Consider the following 17,495-nt stretch of genomic DNA (forward strand, 5'->3'; position numbering starts at 1 on the left):
CCTATTTTTTAGGGTAGATAGCTCACCGCCAGCCCGACAAATAGCGCCAGACCAACGTAGTTATTATTGAGGAAGGCTTTAAAGCAGGCGTCGCGATCGCGATGCACAATCATCTTCTGCTGCCAGACAAACAGCGCCCCGGCCACCGCGATCGAGGCATAGAAAGGCCAGCCCAGCCCGTTCAGCCAGCCCACCGCCGCCATCAGCACCAGCACCAGCACCTGCAAAATGCCGACGATCAGCTTATCGTGCCGTCCAAAAAGAATCGCCGTCGATTTAATACCAATCTTGACGTCGTCATCCCGATCCACCATTGCATACAGCGTATCGTAGGCCACCGCCCACAGGATGTTGGCAAAGAACATTAGCCAGCAGCTCAGCGGTACCGACTCGCTGACGGCAGCAAAGGCCATCGGAATCGACCAGCCAAAGGCGGCTCCCAGCACCACCTGCGGCAGGTGGGTATAGCGCTTCATAAAGGGGTAGGTCCAGGCCAGCGCCAGCGCCGCCACCGACAGCAGGATGGTCATCAGGTTTAGCGTGAGTACCAGTACAAAGGCGATCAGCACCAGCACAACAAACAGGTTACGCGCCTCTTTTTCGCTCACCGCGCCACTCGGCAGCGGCCGGTTGGCGGTGCGCTTCACGTGGCCGTCAAATTTGCGATCGGCGTAGTCGTTCACCACGCAGCCTGCGGCGCGCATCAGCCAGACCCCGGCGATAAACACCGCGAGGATCCCCAGCGGCGGCACGCCCGGCGTCGCCACCCATAGCGCCCACAGGGTGGGCCACAGCAACAGCAGCGCACCAATTGGCTTGTCCGTGCGCATTAAGCGGTGATAAGCCAGCAGCTTACCCTGCGTAAGACTCCACTCCATTTCTACTCCTCTCGATACAGCGGTGATGCAGGCAAAAAAAGCTCCGTCAGCAGCAGCGGCTTGCCGCCGAGGCGTAGCCGGGAGCGGCGTCCCCAGAGTTCGGCGTGACGGCCTATTTCAATAAAATCACGGGTCAGGGTTGATGAGGTAAAGAGATAGCGCCCCAGCGGCGTATTGCCTAACCGCTGTAATGCCAGCTCAGGACCGGACAGGGTCGATTCCGGCACCACCGTACGCCCGGCCAGCCACGGCTCGCCATCGGCACAGAGCAGGATCTCCCGCAGCCAGTAGCGCGATGCCTCAGGCAGCAGCGGGCGCTCTTCCGGCACCTCATCGGCGGTGACGAACGCTTCTCTTATGAGCGTAACACTCACCTGGCAACCCTGCTGCTCAAAACGCTTGGTCATTGAGTCTTCCAGCAGTAGCCAGTCAAGCAGGTGCGGTTCAAGTGCGGGGATTGCGTCAAAATAGCGCAGCGCGCGCAGTTGCGTTAGCGCAGGGTGTGGCATGCCTTACTCTCCGGTACATAACGTAGCAACAGTGTATCGCAGAACAGGCAGATCGGGAAAAAGGGTGCACCGGTGAAGGTGCACCAAGCGGACAAAATCAGCATTGTGGGGAAACGGTTACCCCTTGCCTTTTACACTGCTGATAAACGTAGCGCGGGCAGAGGTGGAGCCCAGGCTTTCAGCCTCGTTCAATAGCTTCAGCGCCTTATCGATATTGCCGCTGGCAACGGCCTGTTTAATACCTTCGTTAAAGTAGTTTTCTGTATCGTTCAGCACCGGCTCACGCTTCGCTGCTGGGGCCGGAGCCGGAGCAGGCGCTGCTGCTGGAGCTGGCGCAGGTGCAGGTGCAGCCGCCGGGGCGCTATAGGCCGTTGCCGGTGCGGCAGTGTTGCCCACGGTCACGGCCGCATGGCCGGATGAGCCAAAGATCGGCCCGACCAGAATGCTCGACGCGGAGTTGGTGCTAACTTTGAGTTTCACCGTGCCGTCCGGCGTATGGCGCGCCTGCGGGTCCGGAATATCCGGTACTGCGTTACCCACCCCTTTCGCATAGGCTTTCGCCGGGTTGATCATGGTGGTGGTCCGCTGCAAATCTTCCGGGGTAGTGAAGACCAGCAGATAGATTTTTTGCTGGCCCAGCGCGGGGGTCAGCTTGACGATCCCTTCCAGACGGTCGGCGGACATCACGCCCGGCTCCTGATAAGTGAAGTAGCTGCTCGGGAACCACGCGGCAGGAGTCAGGTTTTGATCCAGCACCAGCACGTTAGGCGCAAAGATCGATTTTTGCTTATCCGCGACGCTGGTCAGGGTAATGGTTAATTCACCGATATTGGCCGGCACGCTGTAGGCCGCCACTTTACCGGTAATGCCGGGCACGTTCAGGGTCTGACCTGCCGTTGCCAGGTTGGTGGTCTGAGTTTGTGAGTTAGCCACCGGCGTCCAGGCGAGCTGCTGGAGTGCACCTGTTGGGATAGCCGGTGCGGCTGAGGTATCCTGCGGAACCAGATTCACGTCAGCGAAGCTGACTGCGGGCACACAGGCGAGCAGCCCTGCACCGAGGCAGAGCGCGAGAAGCGTTTTTTTCATTTTCATTATAGTGACCTCTGTAGAGATGACGGGATGGTAGCCAGGCAATAGCGCGCCGCGTCAGAGATGGATCTTTACTGAGTAAGAGGGGCCGAAGCCCCTCTCTGGTACTGCGTTAAATCAATGCTGTCTTACCACCAGATTTCCATCTGGGCACCGAAGGTCCACTCGTCATCATCGCCGCGGCTGAAGGTACGTGCGGAGGTATCCTGATAGGCATAACCGGTGGTGTAAGCCGGACCATCATTGTTGTTAGCGAAGCCGAAGGACTCATCCCACTTGGCGTAGGTCGCGAATACGCGCAGCGCCGGACGGGACCAGATGCTGTCGCCTGCCTGCCACTGCTGGGCCAGGGTCACTTTGACCTGGTCGTTGGTGGAGTCAGTACGCTGAGACTTCACGTTGTCATAGCCCACTTCCAGCAGGGTGCTCATGATCGGAGTCCATTTGAACATCGGACGCACGCCCACGGTCCACCAGCGGGTGCCGTTGCCGTTATCCAGATCGATATCCTGGTACATACCGACGTACATCATGTCCCAGCGGTCGCCCATCGAGATAGAGCCGTGGTCGATAAAGCGCAGCAGGTGGCCGTCATTGTTCAGCTGAGCGCCCTGCGGAATGCCTTTACCGTTCGAGGTCATCGAGTCGGTTGCGTACTGGACGATGAACTTGTTGAAGCCGGTGCCGATGGTCTGCACATGCTCACCGGTGAACAGCCAGCCATCTTTACTGGCGTTTGGCTGCAGGTAGTAGTCATCCGGCAGGTTGGTGTGACCGTAGTCCACGCCAAACTCCAGGGTGCCGCCTGGGTTAACTTCCAGACCGGCTAAACGCACGTCAAAGACGTCGTTCGGCACGATATTGTCATAGGTACGCTCGCCGGTAATCGGATCGCGATCGGCGAAGGTGGAGGAGCCGCCGGACTCAGACGAACGGGTGCCCGCCAGAGAGAGTTTACCGAAGCCGAGATCGATGTTTTCGATACCTGCACCCGGGCCGGAGATATCCCAGTAGTAGAAGTCGATCATGTGGACGTCATGACGCTGGTAGAAGCGTTTACCTGCCCAGATGGTCGAGCCTGGCAGCGCCTCGATCAGGTTTTTACCCTGAACGTTGGCTTCACGGAAGGCCGGGCTGGTGGCTTCCCAGTCGTTCTGCTGGGAAACAGAGTAGGCGACGTTAGTGTCGAAGTAGAAGCTCTTATCGCCCTCTTTCCACACTTCCTGGCCCAGTTTTAATTCAGCATAGGTTTCACATTCGTTACCAAGACGGTATTTACTTTGAGCCCCGGTTGCCTGGAAACACTCTTGCGGGCCGCCGCTACCGGTCCAGCCGATGCCGGAACGTGCGTAGCCTTTGAAATCAACAGCACCCGCCTGGGCAGCCATCACGCCTGCTGCTATGGCGACGGCCAGAGGGAGTTTGCGCAGAGTAATCATCATTCTATCTCCTGAAGCTTTGCTTGCTTTTCTTTGTAATGGGAATGCTTAAACGCCAGGCTCCTGATGCAGTCTCCGACAGGCGCTGCCGTCCTCACGGAACAGATGGCAGCGCTCCGGCGGCAAGCCGATAGCGAATGTGGCACCCTCTTCTACCAACACCACGTCTCCCTGGCGGTAAACCAGGTTTTGACGGATGGCGGGGATCTGGATATGAATTTGTGTTTCGTGACCCAACTGCTCTACAACCTGTACCTGTCCCTCCAGCGTGACATCGGCAATGTCGCTGGGCAGCAGATGCTCGGGACGGATGCCAAGCGACATATTTGCGCCCACCTGCACGTTGGCGCTGTCTACCGGAAGCCAGACCTGCTGACGGTTCGGCAACTCCACCTGCACCTGTTCAATAGCCGTGGCGGTCACCTTAACCGGCAGGAAGTTCATCTTCGGCGAGCCGATAAAGCCCGCGACAAAACGGTCTGCCGGGTAGTGATAAAGCTCCAGCGGCTTGCCAATCTGCGCCACACGCCCGGCGTCCAGCACCACAATCTTGTCTGCCAGCGTCATCGCCTCCACCTGATCGTGGGTGACGTAGATCATCGTGCGCCCGAGACGCTTGTGCAGGCGGGAGATCTCAATCCGCATCTGCACGCGCAGCGCCGCATCAAGGTTTGAGAGCGGCTCATCGAGCAGGAAAACGCGCGGCTCCGCCACCAGCGTACGGCCAATGGCCACGCGCTGGCGCTGGCCCCCGGAGAGCGCTTTCGGCTTGCGATCCAGCAGATGGCCCAGCTGTAACACTTCAGCGACCTGGGTTACGCGCTGGTTAATCACCTCTTTCTTTGCGCCAGCCAGCTTGAGGCCGAACGACATATTTTCTGCGACCGAAAGATGGGGATAGAGCGCATAGGACTGGAACACCATGCCAACGCCGCGATCCGCAGGGGGGATCTCGTTCATTCGCGTGTCGCCAATCATTAAGTCACCGCTGGTGATGGTTTCCAGCCCGGCGATCATGCGCAGCAGGGTCGATTTTCCGCAGCCTGACGGTCCAACAAAGACCACGAACTCCCCTTCCTCGATATCGAGATTGATGTCTTTTGACACCACCACGTCGCCCCAGGCCTTCGTCACATTCCGCAGCTGCACGCTCGCCATGCCCTTCTCCCTTCCTTCGTTACAACCCTGAAACATTCAGTTGCAGTGACTATGCGTGATGTATAAGTCAGGCGAATCCTCCGCCCCCCGGTTTTTTATGGGGGAGGAGACGGGAGGATGAGCGGCCCTGCTCTGCCACCGGGGCAGCGGGCTGCGGGCGATTTTCGTGATGCCGCCTGCAAAAATTGCGGTACTTTTGTGTGCGCCGGTACGCATAACTCTGTTTTATGTAACAAAGATCACACATCGCGGTGGCAGGGCGTAGGCCGGGGGAGGATGAGAAGCGCTTGTCAAACCAGGAGACTGATAGGCGTCAATTTATCGCTACCTAAAGGACGGGATTTATGAACATGAAAACTGGCGCTCGCATTCTTGCGCTCTCCGCGCTGACGACGATGATGTTTTCCGCCTCGGCCCTCGCCAAAATTGAAGAAGGCAAGCTGGTGATCTGGATCAACGGCGACAAAGGCTATAACGGCCTTGCAGAAGTCGGCCAGAAATTCGAGAAGGATACCGGGATTAAGGTCACCGTTGAGCATCCGGATAAGCTGGAGGAGAAATACCCGCAGGTGGCGGCGACCGGTGACGGCCCGGATATTATCCTTTGGGCGCATGACCGTTTTGGTGGCTATGCCCAGTCTGGCCTGCTGGCAGAAATCACCCCGGACAAAGCCTTCCAGGACAAGCTGTTCCCGTTCACCTGGGATGCGGTGCGCTACAACGGCAAGCTGATCGCCTATCCGATCTCCGTTGAAGCCCTGTCGCTGATCTATAACAAAGACCTGGTGCCAAACCCGCCAAAAACCTGGGAAGAGATCCCGGCTCTCGATAAAGAGCTGAAAGCGAAAGGCAAGAGCGCGCTGATGTTTAACCTGCAGGAGCCGTACTTCACCTGGCCGCTGATCGCCGCTGACGGTGGTTACGCCTTTAAGCTTGCCGACGGCAAGTATGACGTGAAGGACGTGGGCGTGGACAACGCCGGGGCGAGAGCGGGCCTGAACTTCCTGGTTGATCTGATCAAGAATAAACAGATGAATGCGGACACCGACTACTCCATCGCTGAAGCCGCCTTTAATAAAGGCGAAACCGCGATGACCATCAACGGTCCGTGGGCGTGGTCAAACATCGACAAGAGCAAGGTGAACTACGGCGTGACGCTGCTGCCGACCTTCAAGGGCAAGCCGTCGAAACCGTTCGTGGGCGTGCTGAGTGCAGGTATCAACGCCGCCAGCCCGAACAAAGAGCTGGCGAAAGAGTTCATTGAGAACTACCTGCTGACCGATCAGGGTCTGGACGCGGTTAATAAAGATAAGCCGCTGGGTGCCGTGGCGCTGAAATCCTTCCAGGAGACGCTGGCGAAGGATCCACGCATTGCTGCCACCATGAGCAACGCCGAGAAGGGCGAAATCATGCCGAACGTTCCGCAGATGGCTGCCTTCTGGTACGCGGTACGTACGGCGGTGATCAACGCTGCCAGCGGTCGCCAGACCGTGGATGCGGCGCTGAAAGATGCCCAGGGACGTATTACCAAGTAATAACAATGGCGGGTGGCGCATTGCTACCCGCCCTACAACTGACAATGTTTTCCACGGTTGTTGAGGAAGTGTCTCATGGATGTCGTTAAAAAGAGTGCCTGGTGGCAAAGCAACACGCTGAAGTGGTCGGCGATCGCCCTGCTTGGGCTGCTGGTGGGCTATCTTGTTGTTTTGATGTACGCCCAGGGAGAGTACCTGTTTGCCATTACGACGCTGATCTTAAGCTCGATTGGCCTCTATATTTTTGCCAATCGTAAAGCCTACGCCTGGCGCTATGTCTACCCTGGTCTCGCCGGGATGGGCCTGTTTGTTCTCTTTCCGCTGATCTGCACCATCGCTATCGCTTTCACTAACTACAGCAGCACTAACCAGCTGGCGCAGGAGCGCGTGCGCGACGTGCTGATGGATCGCGTTTATCAGGCGGGCAAGACCTTTAACTTTGGCCTCTACCCGGCAGAAAATAAATGGCAGCTAGTGCTGACCGACGGTGAGAGCGACAAGCATTACGTTTCGGAACCTTTTACGCCCGGTGGCGAGCAGACCTTGCCTCTGAAAGAGGCGGCGGCCCTGCCTGCGGGTGAACGCGCCAACCTGCGCGTGATTACCCAGCAGCGCCAGGCGCTGACGCAGCTCACCGCCGTGCTGCCGGATGAGAGCCACGTGGTAATGAGTTCCCTGCGCCAGTTCTCCGGCACGCGCCCGCTCTATACCCTCGCCGACGACGGCACGCTCACCAATAACCAGAGCGGCGTTCAATACCGTCCCAATAACGATGTCGGTTTCTATCAGGCCGTCAACGCCGACGGCGGCTGGGAAAGCGAGCGCCTCAGCCCGGGCTATACCGTGACCATCGGCTGGGACAACTTTATGCGTGTCTTCACCGATGAGGGCATCCAGAAGCCGTTCCTGGCGATTTTCGTCTGGACCGTGGTCTTCTCGCTGCTGACGGTGGTGCTGACCGTGGCCGTCGGCATGGTGCTGGCGTGTCTGGTGCAGTGGGAGGCGCTGCGCGGCAAGGCCATCTACCGCGTGCTGCTGATCCTGCCCTATGCCGTACCGTCGTTCATCTCAATCTTGATCTTTAAGGGGCTGTTTAACCAGAGCTTCGGGGAGATCAACATGATGCTGGGGGCGCTGTTTGGTGCCAAGCCCGCCTGGTTTAGCGACCCGACCACCGCCCGGGCGATGGTGGTGATCGTTAACACCTGGCTCGGCTACCCCTACATGATGATCCTCTGCATGGGCCTGCTAAAAGCGATCCCTGACGATCTCTATGAAGCCTCGGCAATGGACGGTGCGGGACCGATGCAGAACTTCTTCCGCATTACCCTGCCGCTGCTGGTCGTGCCGCTCACGCCGCTGATGATCGCCAGCTTTGCATTTAACTTTAACAACTTCGTGCTGATCCAGCTTCTGACCAACGGTGGTCCGGATCGCCTGGGGACAACCACCCCCGCCGGCTATACCGATCTGCTGGTGAGCTATACCTACCGCATCGCCTTTGAAGGCGGCGGCGGACAGGATTTCGGCCTCGCAGCGGCCATTGCCACGCTGATCTTCCTGCTGGTGGGTGCGCTGGCGATTGTGAACCTGAAAGCCACGCGCATGAAATTTGATTAAGGGAGAGAGATTATGGCTATGGTACAACCCAAATCTCAAAAGCTACGTCTATTTGCGACTCACGCCGGCCTGCTAATTTTTATCGCGGCGATCATGTTCCCGCTGCTGATGGTTATTGCCATCTCACTGCGCCCCGGTAATTTCGCAACCGGCAGCCTGATCCCGGACCAGATCTCCTGGGAGCACTGGCGTCTGGCGCTGGGCTTCAGCGTTGAACATGCGGATGGCCGCGTTACCCCGCCCCCCTTCCCGGTGCTGCTGTGGCTGTGGAACTCGGTCAAAATCGCTGGCATCACGGCGGTGGGCATCGTAGTGCTCTCTACCACCTGCGCCTACGCGTTTGCCCGCATGCGCTTTACCGGTAAGTCGTCGCTGCTGAAAGGGATGCTGATTTTCCAGATGTTCCCGGCGGTGCTCTCCCTGGTGGCGCTCTATGCCCTGTTCGATCGCCTCGGCCAGTACGTGCCCTTTATCGGTCTCAACACCCACGGTGGGGTGATCTTCGCCTATCTGGGCGGCATTGCCCTGCATGTCTGGACCATTAAGGGTTATTTTGAAACCATCGATAATTCACTGGAAGAAGCGGCCTCGCTGGATGGCGCGACGCCGTGGCAGGCGTTCCGTCTGGTCCTGCTGCCGCTCTCGGTGCCGATTCTGGCGGTGGTGTTTATTCTGTCGTTTATCGCCGCCATTACCGAAGTGCCGGTGGCCTCGCTGCTGCTGCGCGACGTTAACAGCTATACCCTGGCGGTGGGCATGCAGCAGTATCTCAACCCGCAAAACTATCTGTGGGGCGATTTTGCCGCGGCGGCGGTGCTCTCTGCTATTCCGATTACCCTTGTCTTCCTGCTGGCCCAGCGCTGGCTGGTTAACGGCCTGACGGCAGGCGGGGTGAAAGGCTAGGTTTCATCATGTTTTGCCACTGTTATCCTCAACCTTGATCTATCCGTTTGTACTTTGACTCGTGACTGTTATTGGCGCTCCCAGGAGCGCCATTTTTTTATTCCCGCTTTAGCCGTTTCGAGTTACAGAGCCAGAGGGTGATCACCAGCAGCAGGATCGCGCCGGAGTAGATCAGCACGTCCATCGGCGTTTTATGATCGACAATGATCAGCCGCACGATGGCGGTGATCCCGATATAGACAAAGTAGCGTAGTGGGAAGTGGAAACCGGACTGAAAATACTTAACGATCAGGGCGATAAATTCGAAGTAGAGAAAATAGACCACCAGCCCCTCAACCAGTTCATATTTGCTGGTCTGTTCGGGTGCAAAGAGCACGTCCGCAAGGTGCACCGTCTCTTTACCGAGAAAGACAACCAGGATCAGGCCAAGACTCAGCAGCCCAAGATTCAGTACGGTCTGCAGGATGGTGGAGATGAACTCAACGCGTGGACGAATAAGCGATGTCATACGGCACCTCATTCTCAGTGGCGAGCTTCATGTATAGCGCAGAAGTGTGATCCAGATCTAGATTCTTTACTTATGGTTTGTGCAGACAGGCCGGGCAGCGTTGCGCCGCCCGGCGCAGTATTAACGGAAGTTCACGCTCCGATCGCTGGTCATGTCATACAGCTGGAACTTACGTCCAAGCTGCTGACCGCCGTCGCGGGTAAGCGGCGTCCAGCCGATGGCCGCCCGGCTGCGGGTCGGGCCAGCGGTAAAGAGATCCAGCGGAATCGAAACGTAGACTCCTTTTGTGAAATCCCCCTCCCCGTACTCGTCCGGCGACACGTTGGTCAGGGTGGCATAGGTGCCTACCACCACGCCGCTGTCGAAGTGCTTCGACACTTCCAGCGTACCGCCCTTATCCCCCGCCAGATACTGACCGACGCTGGCTTTAATCAGCACGTCCTGGGCGAAAGAGGGCGTCCAGTAGGCGGTCAGGTGTCCGGTTTTCACGCTGTAGTCGGTGAACTTCATCATCTCCTTCGCGCTGCGCCAGTCGCGCTGCTTAACGTAGTTAGCATCAATCCCAAACGCCCAGTTGCTGTCCACCGGTCGCCAGAGCACTTCGGCCCCGGCACCACCGTACATCGTCTCCAGATAGCCACCGTACACCTGGCCGTAGAAGCCGTTACCCAGGTACTGGAAGTAGTTGGCCTGCAGGTTGTTGACGTAGTAATCATTCGCCACATAGTCACGCACGTGGGTACGCACGCGTGGCAGATGGGAGTCGTCCGGCGGATCGGTGTAGTTAAACTTGTCGTAGTTATTGGCAATGTTGCCAAACAGGCTGCCGGTAGTCAGCAGGTGGTCGGTCAGCCAAAGATCGGCAGTCGCCATCACCCCAAGCTGGTACATATAGAAACTTTCCGGCCCGCCTACGGACTGGTTCAGTACCGGGTCGATGTGGAAATCGAAACGGGACTTCTCCATATACCAGCCCTGCTCCGTGCTCTCCGGCACCTCCGGCTCCATGCGTTTCTGCGCCAGGATCGTCTCATGCCCCAGCGGCTCCCCCGCCAGATGACGTTGCAGGCTCGCCACGTCAGTTTCGGTGGTCACCTGCGGCAGGTTGAGACGGTTCTCGGTGACGCGGATGGTTTTTACCCCTTCCGGCAAATCGTTGGCAATAATCCGGTTCGCCCGCTCAATGCCTTCCTCGGTATTACGATACTTCACCTGCTCGCCGGTGACGTAGAGCGTATCGCCTTTCACCTGGATCTTCGGATCTGCCAGCCCGGCATTGTACTTCAGCTGCGTCAGCTGATTCGCCACCACCGAGTGCTGCATAATGGCATCTTGTGGCTGCGGCTCATACTGCGGGCGGGCGTTATCGTTGTAAGAGGGGCGCAGGTCATTAAAGTTAGAGTGCAGGGTGAAGCCAAACATGACCGTGTTGCCACGCTCGTAGCTCAGGTTAACGTCGGCCCAGTCTGCCACGCGGTAGGTCGCCCCAACGTTAAACTTGCTTCGCTGCGGTAGGCGACCGGCAAAATCCTGCTGATAGTTGTTGCCTTCATACTCCAGCTTCAGGCGCAGCGGCTGCCAGGGCGTCTGGTACTCTACGCCGCCAAACAGCGATGCCGGGCCGTGGAACATCTCGCTCCCGTCAATGGAGCCGGCCTGGTTATAGCTGTTATCGCGGTAGCAATATTTCTCATCGTAGGAGCAGAGCGGGTTTTTGATATTGCCCGCCGTGCCGAGGTAGCCCCAGCCCAGCCCGAGAGTAAAATCAAACGGTCCCCAGGCCTTGCTGGCCACGAGGTACTCGGCATCAAACAGCCCCGTCCCGCCGATATCCCGCGCACCGACTGCCACCTGCGGCAGCCAGTATCCCTCCTCCCACAGACGCAGCTTCAGGTCGAAGGCTTTATCTTTGTAGGTCTGGTTACCGGAGAAGGCATCCACGCTGCTGTACTGCCGGGTGCGCACGTCGGTGTAGCGCAGGGTCGTCTCCAGCCATGGAAACAGCTGGATCGAACCGGAGTAGTAGCGGTACTGATCGTTATCGCGATAGTTAAGGCTGATCTCACCCTCGCGCGCCATCCGGGCGGTGGGGGTTTGTAGCAGCCCCACGCCGCCAAAGTCGGTCTGGGTAGGACCAGACGGCGCCGGATACGTTTCCGCATGGCAGGCGGCGCTGACGCTGAGCGCCAGCAGGCTATACAGAGAAATTTTCTTCATTAATCCGGTATCCGATGCGTCAGGGAGGTGAGAATATCGGCATTTATGCCGTCCCGGCTTTTCGTCCAGACGCTTTCAGCAAAGCCAACAAAAATCGTACTACCCGGCATGGGTTCCACATGGCGTTTGTTCCAGTAGGCCACCGGCACGCTCTGAGTGCGGCCATCGGGATAGATCACCCATGCCGTATTGCGATCGGCCCCGCTCAGCAGGCCCATCTCATCTAAATATCCCGCCACGTCGCGTCCCGGCGTGAACGGCTTTTTGCCAGGGCTACTCACCAGTCCCAATACGGTAACCGTAGAGGGCTGCGTGCCGACCCACAGGGTGTACTCCCCCTCCAGCGGCGGATTGGCACCAGGCTGCACCCGCACCCGGTCTGGATCGAGCGCCACCAGCTGGCGTCCCGTGACCTTGATGCCCTGCAGCTGCTGACGGAGAGCGTTAATTGCGGCGGCATCGTCTCCCTCTTCATCTGCCGCGAGGGCGGCCAGACGCGCCAGCAGCGCCCGGTGACGCAGCTCTTCGCGCTGGGTGGAGTGCTGCTCGCTAATAACCGCTCCCGGCCACCAGCTGTTGGCCAGCCGGGGCTGACCCACTAAATCGATGAGGTGCGCGGCATCGGTCAGCGTTTTAGGCTCCGCGCTCTCCGGGGTGTAGACCTTCACGGTGCCCGCCGCGAAAGCGAGCGCAGGGGCAAGGCTTAATATGAGCGAGGCGATCGCGGTGAGCTTCATTGTTTTGCCGCCTTGATGAGCGTGGTCTCTACCGGGAACCAGTCCGCGCCAAGGTACTGTAGCGAGCGCCGGATCTGCCCGTCGCTGTCTATCCAGAAACGGTTGGTCCAGCTTTTTTGATCGGTCTCAACGTGCTCTTCCAGCACGCGCACAAGGGTGACGTCGCTACCCACCGTGACCGTATCCTGTCCCGCCCAGCGGAACTGCGAGCGGGCAGTGGCATAGCGCACCTGGCCATGCTCGGTCCAGCCCAGGGTTCGCGTCCAGCCTGCGCCATCGGTAATGCGGTTGGGTTTGATCAGCGGATCCGCCGCCAGGTTGTTCACCTCCAGCAGGTTATCGCCGGGAAGCTGGGTTTTGACGAAGCGGCCATGCTGGGTCACCAGGATAGACTGGTCCTGGGTCGCCCACTTCTGCTGGCCGTTTTCGGAAAAAGCGAGCACCACAAAGAGCTGAGGGCCGCCGTTCAGCTGCATATACTGGCTGGCGTAGGGCATATCCTGAATATCTTCATCGGTGAGATGCACGCCGGGGGTGCCAAACATACTGTCCCACAGCGCACCGCCCAGCCCTTTAGTCGTGCCGGAGCACGCCTGCAGCAGCAGACAAAGCAGAATAATTCCCGGTCGCTTCACGACAATTCTCCAGGGGCAAAATAACCACACCGAAGTGTGGTTAGAGTTAAAGCACTAGTGATTACTGAGTGCTGGTCGTTGTTGTGGTGGTGGTGCCGGTATTAGAACCGTCTCCGCCACCGGTCGCCGCCAGGGCGACGCCTACCGCTGAGCTGACGGTGCTAACGCTGGTCGCGGAAGAGCTTCCCGCCGAGACCGACGTTGCCGCCGACCCTGCTGCGTCACCTACTTGTACCGGAGCGGCATAAGCAGAGGTCGCGGCAAGCGCGGTGATGGCAAAAATGCCATACAGGACTTTATGCATATCGATTTCCCTTCATTGAATGAATGGATATTTACCTGAACGGAGTCAGGCGCAGTCGAGTATACACAACCGATTCACGTGATTGGCGTTACCGGGAATTAGAGGGTGGGTTTTAGGATAAATGGAAATAGATGGAAATTTGAGCATAAAATTATTATATGCTGATAAAAATCAAATAGTTAAAATAAAACACAAAAACTACAATACCCGTTTTGTCCTAAAAATTTAATAAGCTCATAATCTGAGAGTGCCGATTTTCGGAATAAACTCAAGCCCATAAAAAATGCCGGCATTATGCCGGCACTTATATTTATTATGACTTAAGTAATATTAACGCCAGGACTTATAGCGGTTAATTAAGCCGTTGGTCGAGCTATCGTGGCTGCTGATATCGCTGTCGTCACCCAACTCCGGCAGAATACGGTTCGCCAGCTGTTTACCCAGCTCCACGCCCCACTGATCGAAGGTGAAGATGTTGAGAATTGCACCCTGGGTGAAGATTTTGTGCTCATACAGCGCAATCAGCGCCCCCAGGCTAAACGGAGTAATTTCCCGCAGCAGGATAGAGTTGGTCGGGCGATTACCTTCAAACACTTTAAACGGTACAACGTGCTCCAGCGTGGCCGGATCTTTACCCTGGTCACGATACTCCTGCTCAACTACCTCGCGGGATTTACCGAACGCCAGCGCTTCGGTCTGAGCGAAGAAGTTGGAGAGCAGCTTCTGGTGGTGATCCGACAGCGCGTTATGGGTGATGGCCGGGGCGATAAAGTCGCACGGTACCATCTTGGTTCCCTGATGGATCAGCTGATAGAAGGCGTGCTGGCCGTTGGTGCCTGGCTCACCCCAGATAATCGGGCCGGTCTGGTAGTCTACGGCGTTACCGTTACGGTCAACGTATTTGCCGTTGGACTCCATATTGCCCTGCTGGAAGTAGGCCGCGAAGCGGTGCATATACTGGTCGTAAGGCAGAATCGCTTCTGTCTCTGCGCCGAAGAAGTTGTTGTACCAGATACCAATCAGCGCCAGCAGCACCGGCAGGTTTTTCTCCGCCGGGGTAGTGGCAAAGTGCTGGTCCATAGCATGCGCGCCAGAGAGCAGCTCAACGAAGTTGTCGTAGCCCACGGAGAGAATGATCGACAGGCCAATTGCCGACCACAGGGAGTAGCGGCCGCCGACCCAGTCCCAGAACTCAAACATGTTGGCGGTATCGATACCGAACTCGCCCACCGCTTTCGCGTTGGTAGAGAGCGCGGCAAAGTGTTTCGCCACGTGCTGCTGGTCACCGGCCGTTTTCAGGAACCAGTCGCGCGCGCTGTGGGCGTTGGTCATGGTCTCCTGAGTGGTGAAGGTCTTCGACGCCACCAGGAAGAGAGTAGATTCAGGATTGACCTTCTTCAGCACTTCAGCGATATGCGTGCCGTCAACGTTAGAGACAAAGTGCATATTCAGGTGATTTTTGTACGGGCGCAGCGCCTCGGTCACCATGAACGGGCCAAGGTCGGAGCCGCCGATACCGATGTTAACGACGTCGGTGATCGGTTTACCGGTGTAGCCTTTCCACTGGCCGGAGATGATGGCCTCAGAGAAGGTTTTCATCTTCTCCAGCACGGCGTTCACTTCCGGCATCACGTCTTTGCCATCGACGATAATCGGCGTGTTGCTGCGGTTACGCAGCGCCACGTGCAGCACCGCACGATCTTCAGTGCGGTTGATCTTCTCGCCAGAGAACATGGATTTGATCGCGTCGGCCAGTTCAGTCTCTTTCGCTAAGTCCAGCAGCTTTGCCAGCGTCTCTTCGTTGATGCGGTTTTTAGAGAAGTCCACCAGCATCTGATCGTTAAAGGTCGCGGAGAATTTGCTGAAGCGATCGCTATCGCTGGCGAACAGCTCGGCGATAGTGACCTCTTTCATTTCATCGAAGTGTTTCTGTAGTGCCTGCCAGGCAGAAGTCTGCGTTGGGTTGATATTTTTCATAGCAATACTCTTCTGATTTAGGATCCTAACTGCGGTCGATTGTAGCGCCTGCGAGCAAAAATTGTGACGGTTTTTATGCTTTTGCCTGAACGGGATCGCTATGCGCCAATGAGAGCGGAACAGGGCAAAGTATAGCGTCTATAAGTTATTTTCCTGGGATAACCCTGAACATGAAAAATCCGCATAACCGCAGCGTTGACAGCACACCCCAGAAACCTTTATTTATAAAGAATTACTTATGTACATCAAAGTATGTATTCCCAATGGGAATAGCCAGAAGAGGCGCGTCGTCCAGGTTAATGTGCTTGAGGAGCCAGTCCGCAGAGAGCACAGGAGGGGGAACAACGCCGAGGTGGTAGAGCGTCTGGTCGCGCTTACCATCGGCTACAGGGGCTGAATCCCCTGGGCTGTCACCAGAGACGTTCGCAGTCGTGCGTTTCGCAAGGTGGAGCGCTTCTGGGTGTAATCGTAGCGGTTCATTGCTCTGCGCCTACCCCGTTTTTCGCTCTCTCCTTGTTCCAGGGCTGAACACTTGCACCTGATACGAGGTTGTTATGATCAAAGCAGTTTCCCCGCTTGTTGTTGCCAAATTTGGTGGGACCAGCGTCGCCGATTTCGAGGCCATGAACCGCAGCGCCGACGTGGTGCTCTCCGACGCCAGCGTTCGCCTGGTGGTGCTCTCCGCCTCTGCGGGGGTGACCAACCTGCTGGTGGCGCTCGCCGAAGGGCTGGAGGCCAGCGAGCGCTTCGTGAAGCTCGACGCCATTCGCAAAATTCAGTTCGATATCCTTGAGCGCCTGACGCGCCCTGACGTCATCCGCGAGGAGATCGAGCGCCTGCTGGAAAATATTACCACCCTGGCGGAAGCCGCCTCCCTTGCTACCTCTACCGCACTAACGGATGAGCTGGTGAGCCACGGCGAGCTGATGTCGACCCTGCTGTTTGTTGAGGTGTTGCGCGAGCGTAGCGTACAGGCGCAGTGGTTTGACGTGCGTAAAGTGATGCGCACCAGCGATCGCTTTGGCCGTGCCGAGCCGGACATTGCCGCGCTGGCCGAGCTGGCGACCCAACAGCTGGCACCGCGCCTGGGCGAAGGTTTAGTGGTGACGCAAGGCTTTATCGGCAGCGAGCCGAAGGGACGCACCACTACCCTGGGCCGTGGCGGCAGCGACTACACCGCCGCCCTGCTGGGCGAAGCGCTGCACGCCTCCCGGGTAGACATCTGGACCGACGTTCCCGGCATCTACACCACCGATCCGCGCGTTGTGCCAGCGGCCAAGCGCATCGACGAGATCGCCTTTGAAGAGGCCGCCGAGATGGCGACCTTTGGTGCGAAAGTACTGCACCCGGCGACGCTGCTGCCTGCGGTACGCAGTGATATTCCAGTATTCGTTGGCTCCAGTAAGGATCCTAAAGCGGGCGGCACGCTGGTCTGTAATAAGACAGAGAACCCGCCGCTGTTCCGCGCCCTGGCGCTGCGTCGTAAGCAGACCCTGGTGACGCTGCACAGCCTGAATATGCTCCACTCTCGCGGCTTCCTGGCCGAAGTGTTTGGTATGCTGGCGCGCCATAATATCTCCGTCGACCTGATCACCACCTCGGAAGTGAGCGTGGCCCTGACGCTGGACACTACCGGCTCTACCTCGACGGGCGATACGCTCCTTACCCAGGGGCTGCTGACCGAGTTATCGTCCCTCTGTCGCGTGGAAGTTGAAGAGAACCTCGCCCTGGTGGCGCTGATTGGCAACGATCTGTCGAAAGCCTGCGGCGTGGGCAAAGAGGTGTTTGGCGTGCTCGATCCGTTTAACATCCGCATGATCTGCTATGGCGCATCAAGCCATAACCTCTGCTTCCTGGTGCCAGGCGCAGAAGCCGAACAGGTTGTGCAGAAGCTGCATCATAATTTGTTTGAATAAAATTCCAGCGCACGATAAAAAATACCTATTGCCGGGCTTGAACCCGGCTTTTTTATAACTAAACAACACG

At 57.6% G+C, this 17,495-nt stretch carries 15 protein-coding genes and 1 riboswitch; of the genes, 4 read left to right on the forward strand and 11 right to left on the reverse strand.

The window, feature by feature from the left end; all coding sequences use genetic code 11:
* Positions 1-8 precede the first annotated feature (8 nt).
* The 5 genes from ubiA to malK form a co-directional block, all read right to left on the reverse strand.
* Positions 9-878, reverse strand: a complete 870-nt coding sequence (gene ubiA / locus RTN40_RS18330; protein WP_312229718.1) for a 4-hydroxybenzoate octaprenyltransferase — start codon at positions 876-878, stop codon at positions 9-11.
* Between the two features lie 2 nt (positions 879-880).
* On the reverse strand, positions 881-1,387 hold the full coding sequence (ubiC, locus tag RTN40_RS18335) for a chorismate lyase (RefSeq protein WP_312229719.1): 507 nt from the start codon (positions 1,385-1,387) through the stop codon (positions 881-883).
* Between the two features lie 117 nt (positions 1,388-1,504).
* Complete coding sequence (malM, locus tag RTN40_RS18340) at positions 1,505-2,479, reverse strand: maltose operon protein MalM (protein ID WP_312229720.1); 975 nt, start codon at positions 2,477-2,479, stop codon at positions 1,505-1,507.
* A gap of 125 nt (positions 2,480-2,604) precedes the next feature.
* Positions 2,605-3,918, reverse strand: coding sequence for a maltoporin (locus RTN40_RS18345; RefSeq protein ID WP_312229721.1), 1,314 nt, complete (start codon positions 3,916-3,918; stop codon positions 2,605-2,607).
* A gap of 45 nt (positions 3,919-3,963) precedes the next feature.
* Positions 3,964-5,073, reverse strand: a complete 1,110-nt coding sequence (gene malK / locus RTN40_RS18350) for a maltose/maltodextrin ABC transporter ATP-binding protein MalK (RefSeq protein WP_312229722.1) — start codon at positions 5,071-5,073, stop codon at positions 3,964-3,966.
* A gap of 344 nt (positions 5,074-5,417) precedes the next feature.
* Here malK and malE point away from each other — a divergent pair, with 344 nt between their 5' ends.
* From malE to malG, 3 genes are all read left to right on the forward strand, one after another.
* The gene (malE, locus tag RTN40_RS18355; RefSeq protein ID WP_312229723.1) at positions 5,418-6,608 is read left to right on the forward strand and encodes a maltose/maltodextrin ABC transporter substrate-binding protein MalE; all 1,191 of its coding nucleotides are present in this window, start codon (positions 5,418-5,420) and stop codon (positions 6,606-6,608) included.
* Between the two features lie 75 nt (positions 6,609-6,683).
* Positions 6,684-8,228, forward strand: a complete 1,545-nt coding sequence (gene malF, locus RTN40_RS18360) for a maltose ABC transporter permease MalF (RefSeq protein ID WP_312229724.1) — start codon at positions 6,684-6,686, stop codon at positions 8,226-8,228.
* Between the two features lie 12 nt (positions 8,229-8,240).
* Positions 8,241-9,131 (forward strand): maltose ABC transporter permease MalG, encoded by an 891-nt coding sequence (malG, locus tag RTN40_RS18365; RefSeq protein WP_312229725.1) that lies wholly within the window; start codon positions 8,241-8,243, stop codon positions 9,129-9,131.
* Between the two features lie 97 nt (positions 9,132-9,228).
* Here the strand turns inward: malG and psiE are convergent, their stop codons facing one another.
* The 6 genes from psiE to pgi all read right to left on the reverse strand — a co-directional run bounded on the left by psiE (position 9,229) and on the right by pgi (position 15,509).
* Entirely contained in the window at positions 9,229-9,639 is a 411-nt protein-coding gene (psiE, locus tag RTN40_RS18370; RefSeq protein ID WP_312214177.1) for a phosphate-starvation-inducible protein PsiE, read from the reverse strand.
* Positions 9,640-9,759: 120 nt separating this feature from the next.
* On the reverse strand, positions 9,760-11,856 hold the full coding sequence (locus tag RTN40_RS18375) for a YjbH domain-containing protein (RefSeq protein WP_312229726.1): 2,097 nt from the start codon (positions 11,854-11,856) through the stop codon (positions 9,760-9,762).
* Positions 11,856-12,593, reverse strand: a complete 738-nt coding sequence (locus RTN40_RS18380; RefSeq protein ID WP_312229727.1) for a capsule biosynthesis GfcC D2 domain-containing protein — start codon at positions 12,591-12,593, stop codon at positions 11,856-11,858. Before RTN40_RS18380 ends, RTN40_RS18375 begins: the two co-directional genes overlap by 1 nt.
* On the reverse strand, positions 12,590-13,228 hold the full coding sequence (locus RTN40_RS18385; protein WP_312229728.1) for a YjbF family lipoprotein: 639 nt from the start codon (positions 13,226-13,228) through the stop codon (positions 12,590-12,592). The genes RTN40_RS18380 and RTN40_RS18385 overlap by 4 nt, the downstream gene beginning before the upstream one ends.
* A gap of 61 nt (positions 13,229-13,289) precedes the next feature.
* Positions 13,290-13,532 (reverse strand): exopolysaccharide production protein YjbE, encoded by a 243-nt coding sequence (gene yjbE, locus RTN40_RS18390; protein WP_144816784.1) that lies wholly within the window; start codon positions 13,530-13,532, stop codon positions 13,290-13,292.
* 330 nt (positions 13,533-13,862) lie between these two features.
* On the reverse strand, positions 13,863-15,509 hold the full coding sequence (gene pgi / locus RTN40_RS18395) for a glucose-6-phosphate isomerase (protein WP_312229729.1): 1,647 nt from the start codon (positions 15,507-15,509) through the stop codon (positions 13,863-13,865).
* Between the two features lie 269 nt (positions 15,510-15,778).
* Positions 15,779-15,973, forward strand: a riboswitch (Lysine riboswitch).
* 90 nt (positions 15,974-16,063) lie between these two features.
* Between pgi and lysC the strand changes: the two genes are divergently transcribed.
* Positions 16,064-17,425: a lysine-sensitive aspartokinase 3 gene (gene lysC / locus RTN40_RS18400; protein WP_312229730.1), complete on the forward strand. Its 1,362-nt coding sequence runs from the start codon at positions 16,064-16,066 to the stop codon at positions 17,423-17,425.
* Positions 17,426-17,495 lie beyond the last annotated feature (70 nt).

The organism is Pseudescherichia sp., assembly GCF_031987975.1.
GTDB lineage: Bacteria > Pseudomonadota > Gammaproteobacteria > Enterobacterales > Enterobacteriaceae > Pseudescherichia.

Bases quoted from the DNA above. Each gene is read 5' to 3' on its own strand.
- ubiA (WP_312229718.1), bottom strand. From the start codon at position 878: ATGGAGTGGAGTCTTACGCAGGGTAAGCTGCTGGCTTATCACCGCTTA.
- ubiC (WP_312229719.1), bottom strand. From the start codon at position 1,387: ATGCCACACCCTGCGCTAACGCAACTGCGCGCGCTGCGCTATTTTGAC.
- malM (WP_312229720.1), bottom strand. From the start codon at position 2,479: ATGAAAATGAAAAAAACGCTTCTCGCGCTCTGCCTCGGTGCAGGGCTG.
- RTN40_RS18345 (WP_312229721.1), bottom strand. From the start codon at position 3,918: ATGATGATTACTCTGCGCAAACTCCCTCTGGCCGTCGCCATAGCAGCA.
- malK (WP_312229722.1), bottom strand. From the start codon at position 5,073: ATGGCGAGCGTGCAGCTGCGGAATGTGACGAAGGCCTGGGGCGACGTG.
- malE (WP_312229723.1), top strand. From the start codon at position 5,418: ATGAACATGAAAACTGGCGCTCGCATTCTTGCGCTCTCCGCGCTGACG.
- malF (WP_312229724.1), top strand. From the start codon at position 6,684: ATGGATGTCGTTAAAAAGAGTGCCTGGTGGCAAAGCAACACGCTGAAG.
- malG (WP_312229725.1), top strand. From the start codon at position 8,241: ATGGCTATGGTACAACCCAAATCTCAAAAGCTACGTCTATTTGCGACT.
- psiE (WP_312214177.1), bottom strand. From the start codon at position 9,639: ATGACATCGCTTATTCGTCCACGCGTTGAGTTCATCTCCACCATCCTG.
- RTN40_RS18375 (WP_312229726.1), bottom strand. From the start codon at position 11,856: ATGAAGAAAATTTCTCTGTATAGCCTGCTGGCGCTCAGCGTCAGCGCC.
- RTN40_RS18380 (WP_312229727.1), bottom strand. From the start codon at position 12,593: ATGAAGCTCACCGCGATCGCCTCGCTCATATTAAGCCTTGCCCCTGCG.
- yjbE (WP_144816784.1), bottom strand. From the start codon at position 13,532: ATGCATAAAGTCCTGTATGGCATTTTTGCCATCACCGCGCTTGCCGCG.
- pgi (WP_312229729.1), bottom strand. From the start codon at position 15,509: ATGAAAAATATCAACCCAACGCAGACTTCTGCCTGGCAGGCACTACAG.
- lysC (WP_312229730.1), top strand. From the start codon at position 16,064: ATGATCAAAGCAGTTTCCCCGCTTGTTGTTGCCAAATTTGGTGGGACC.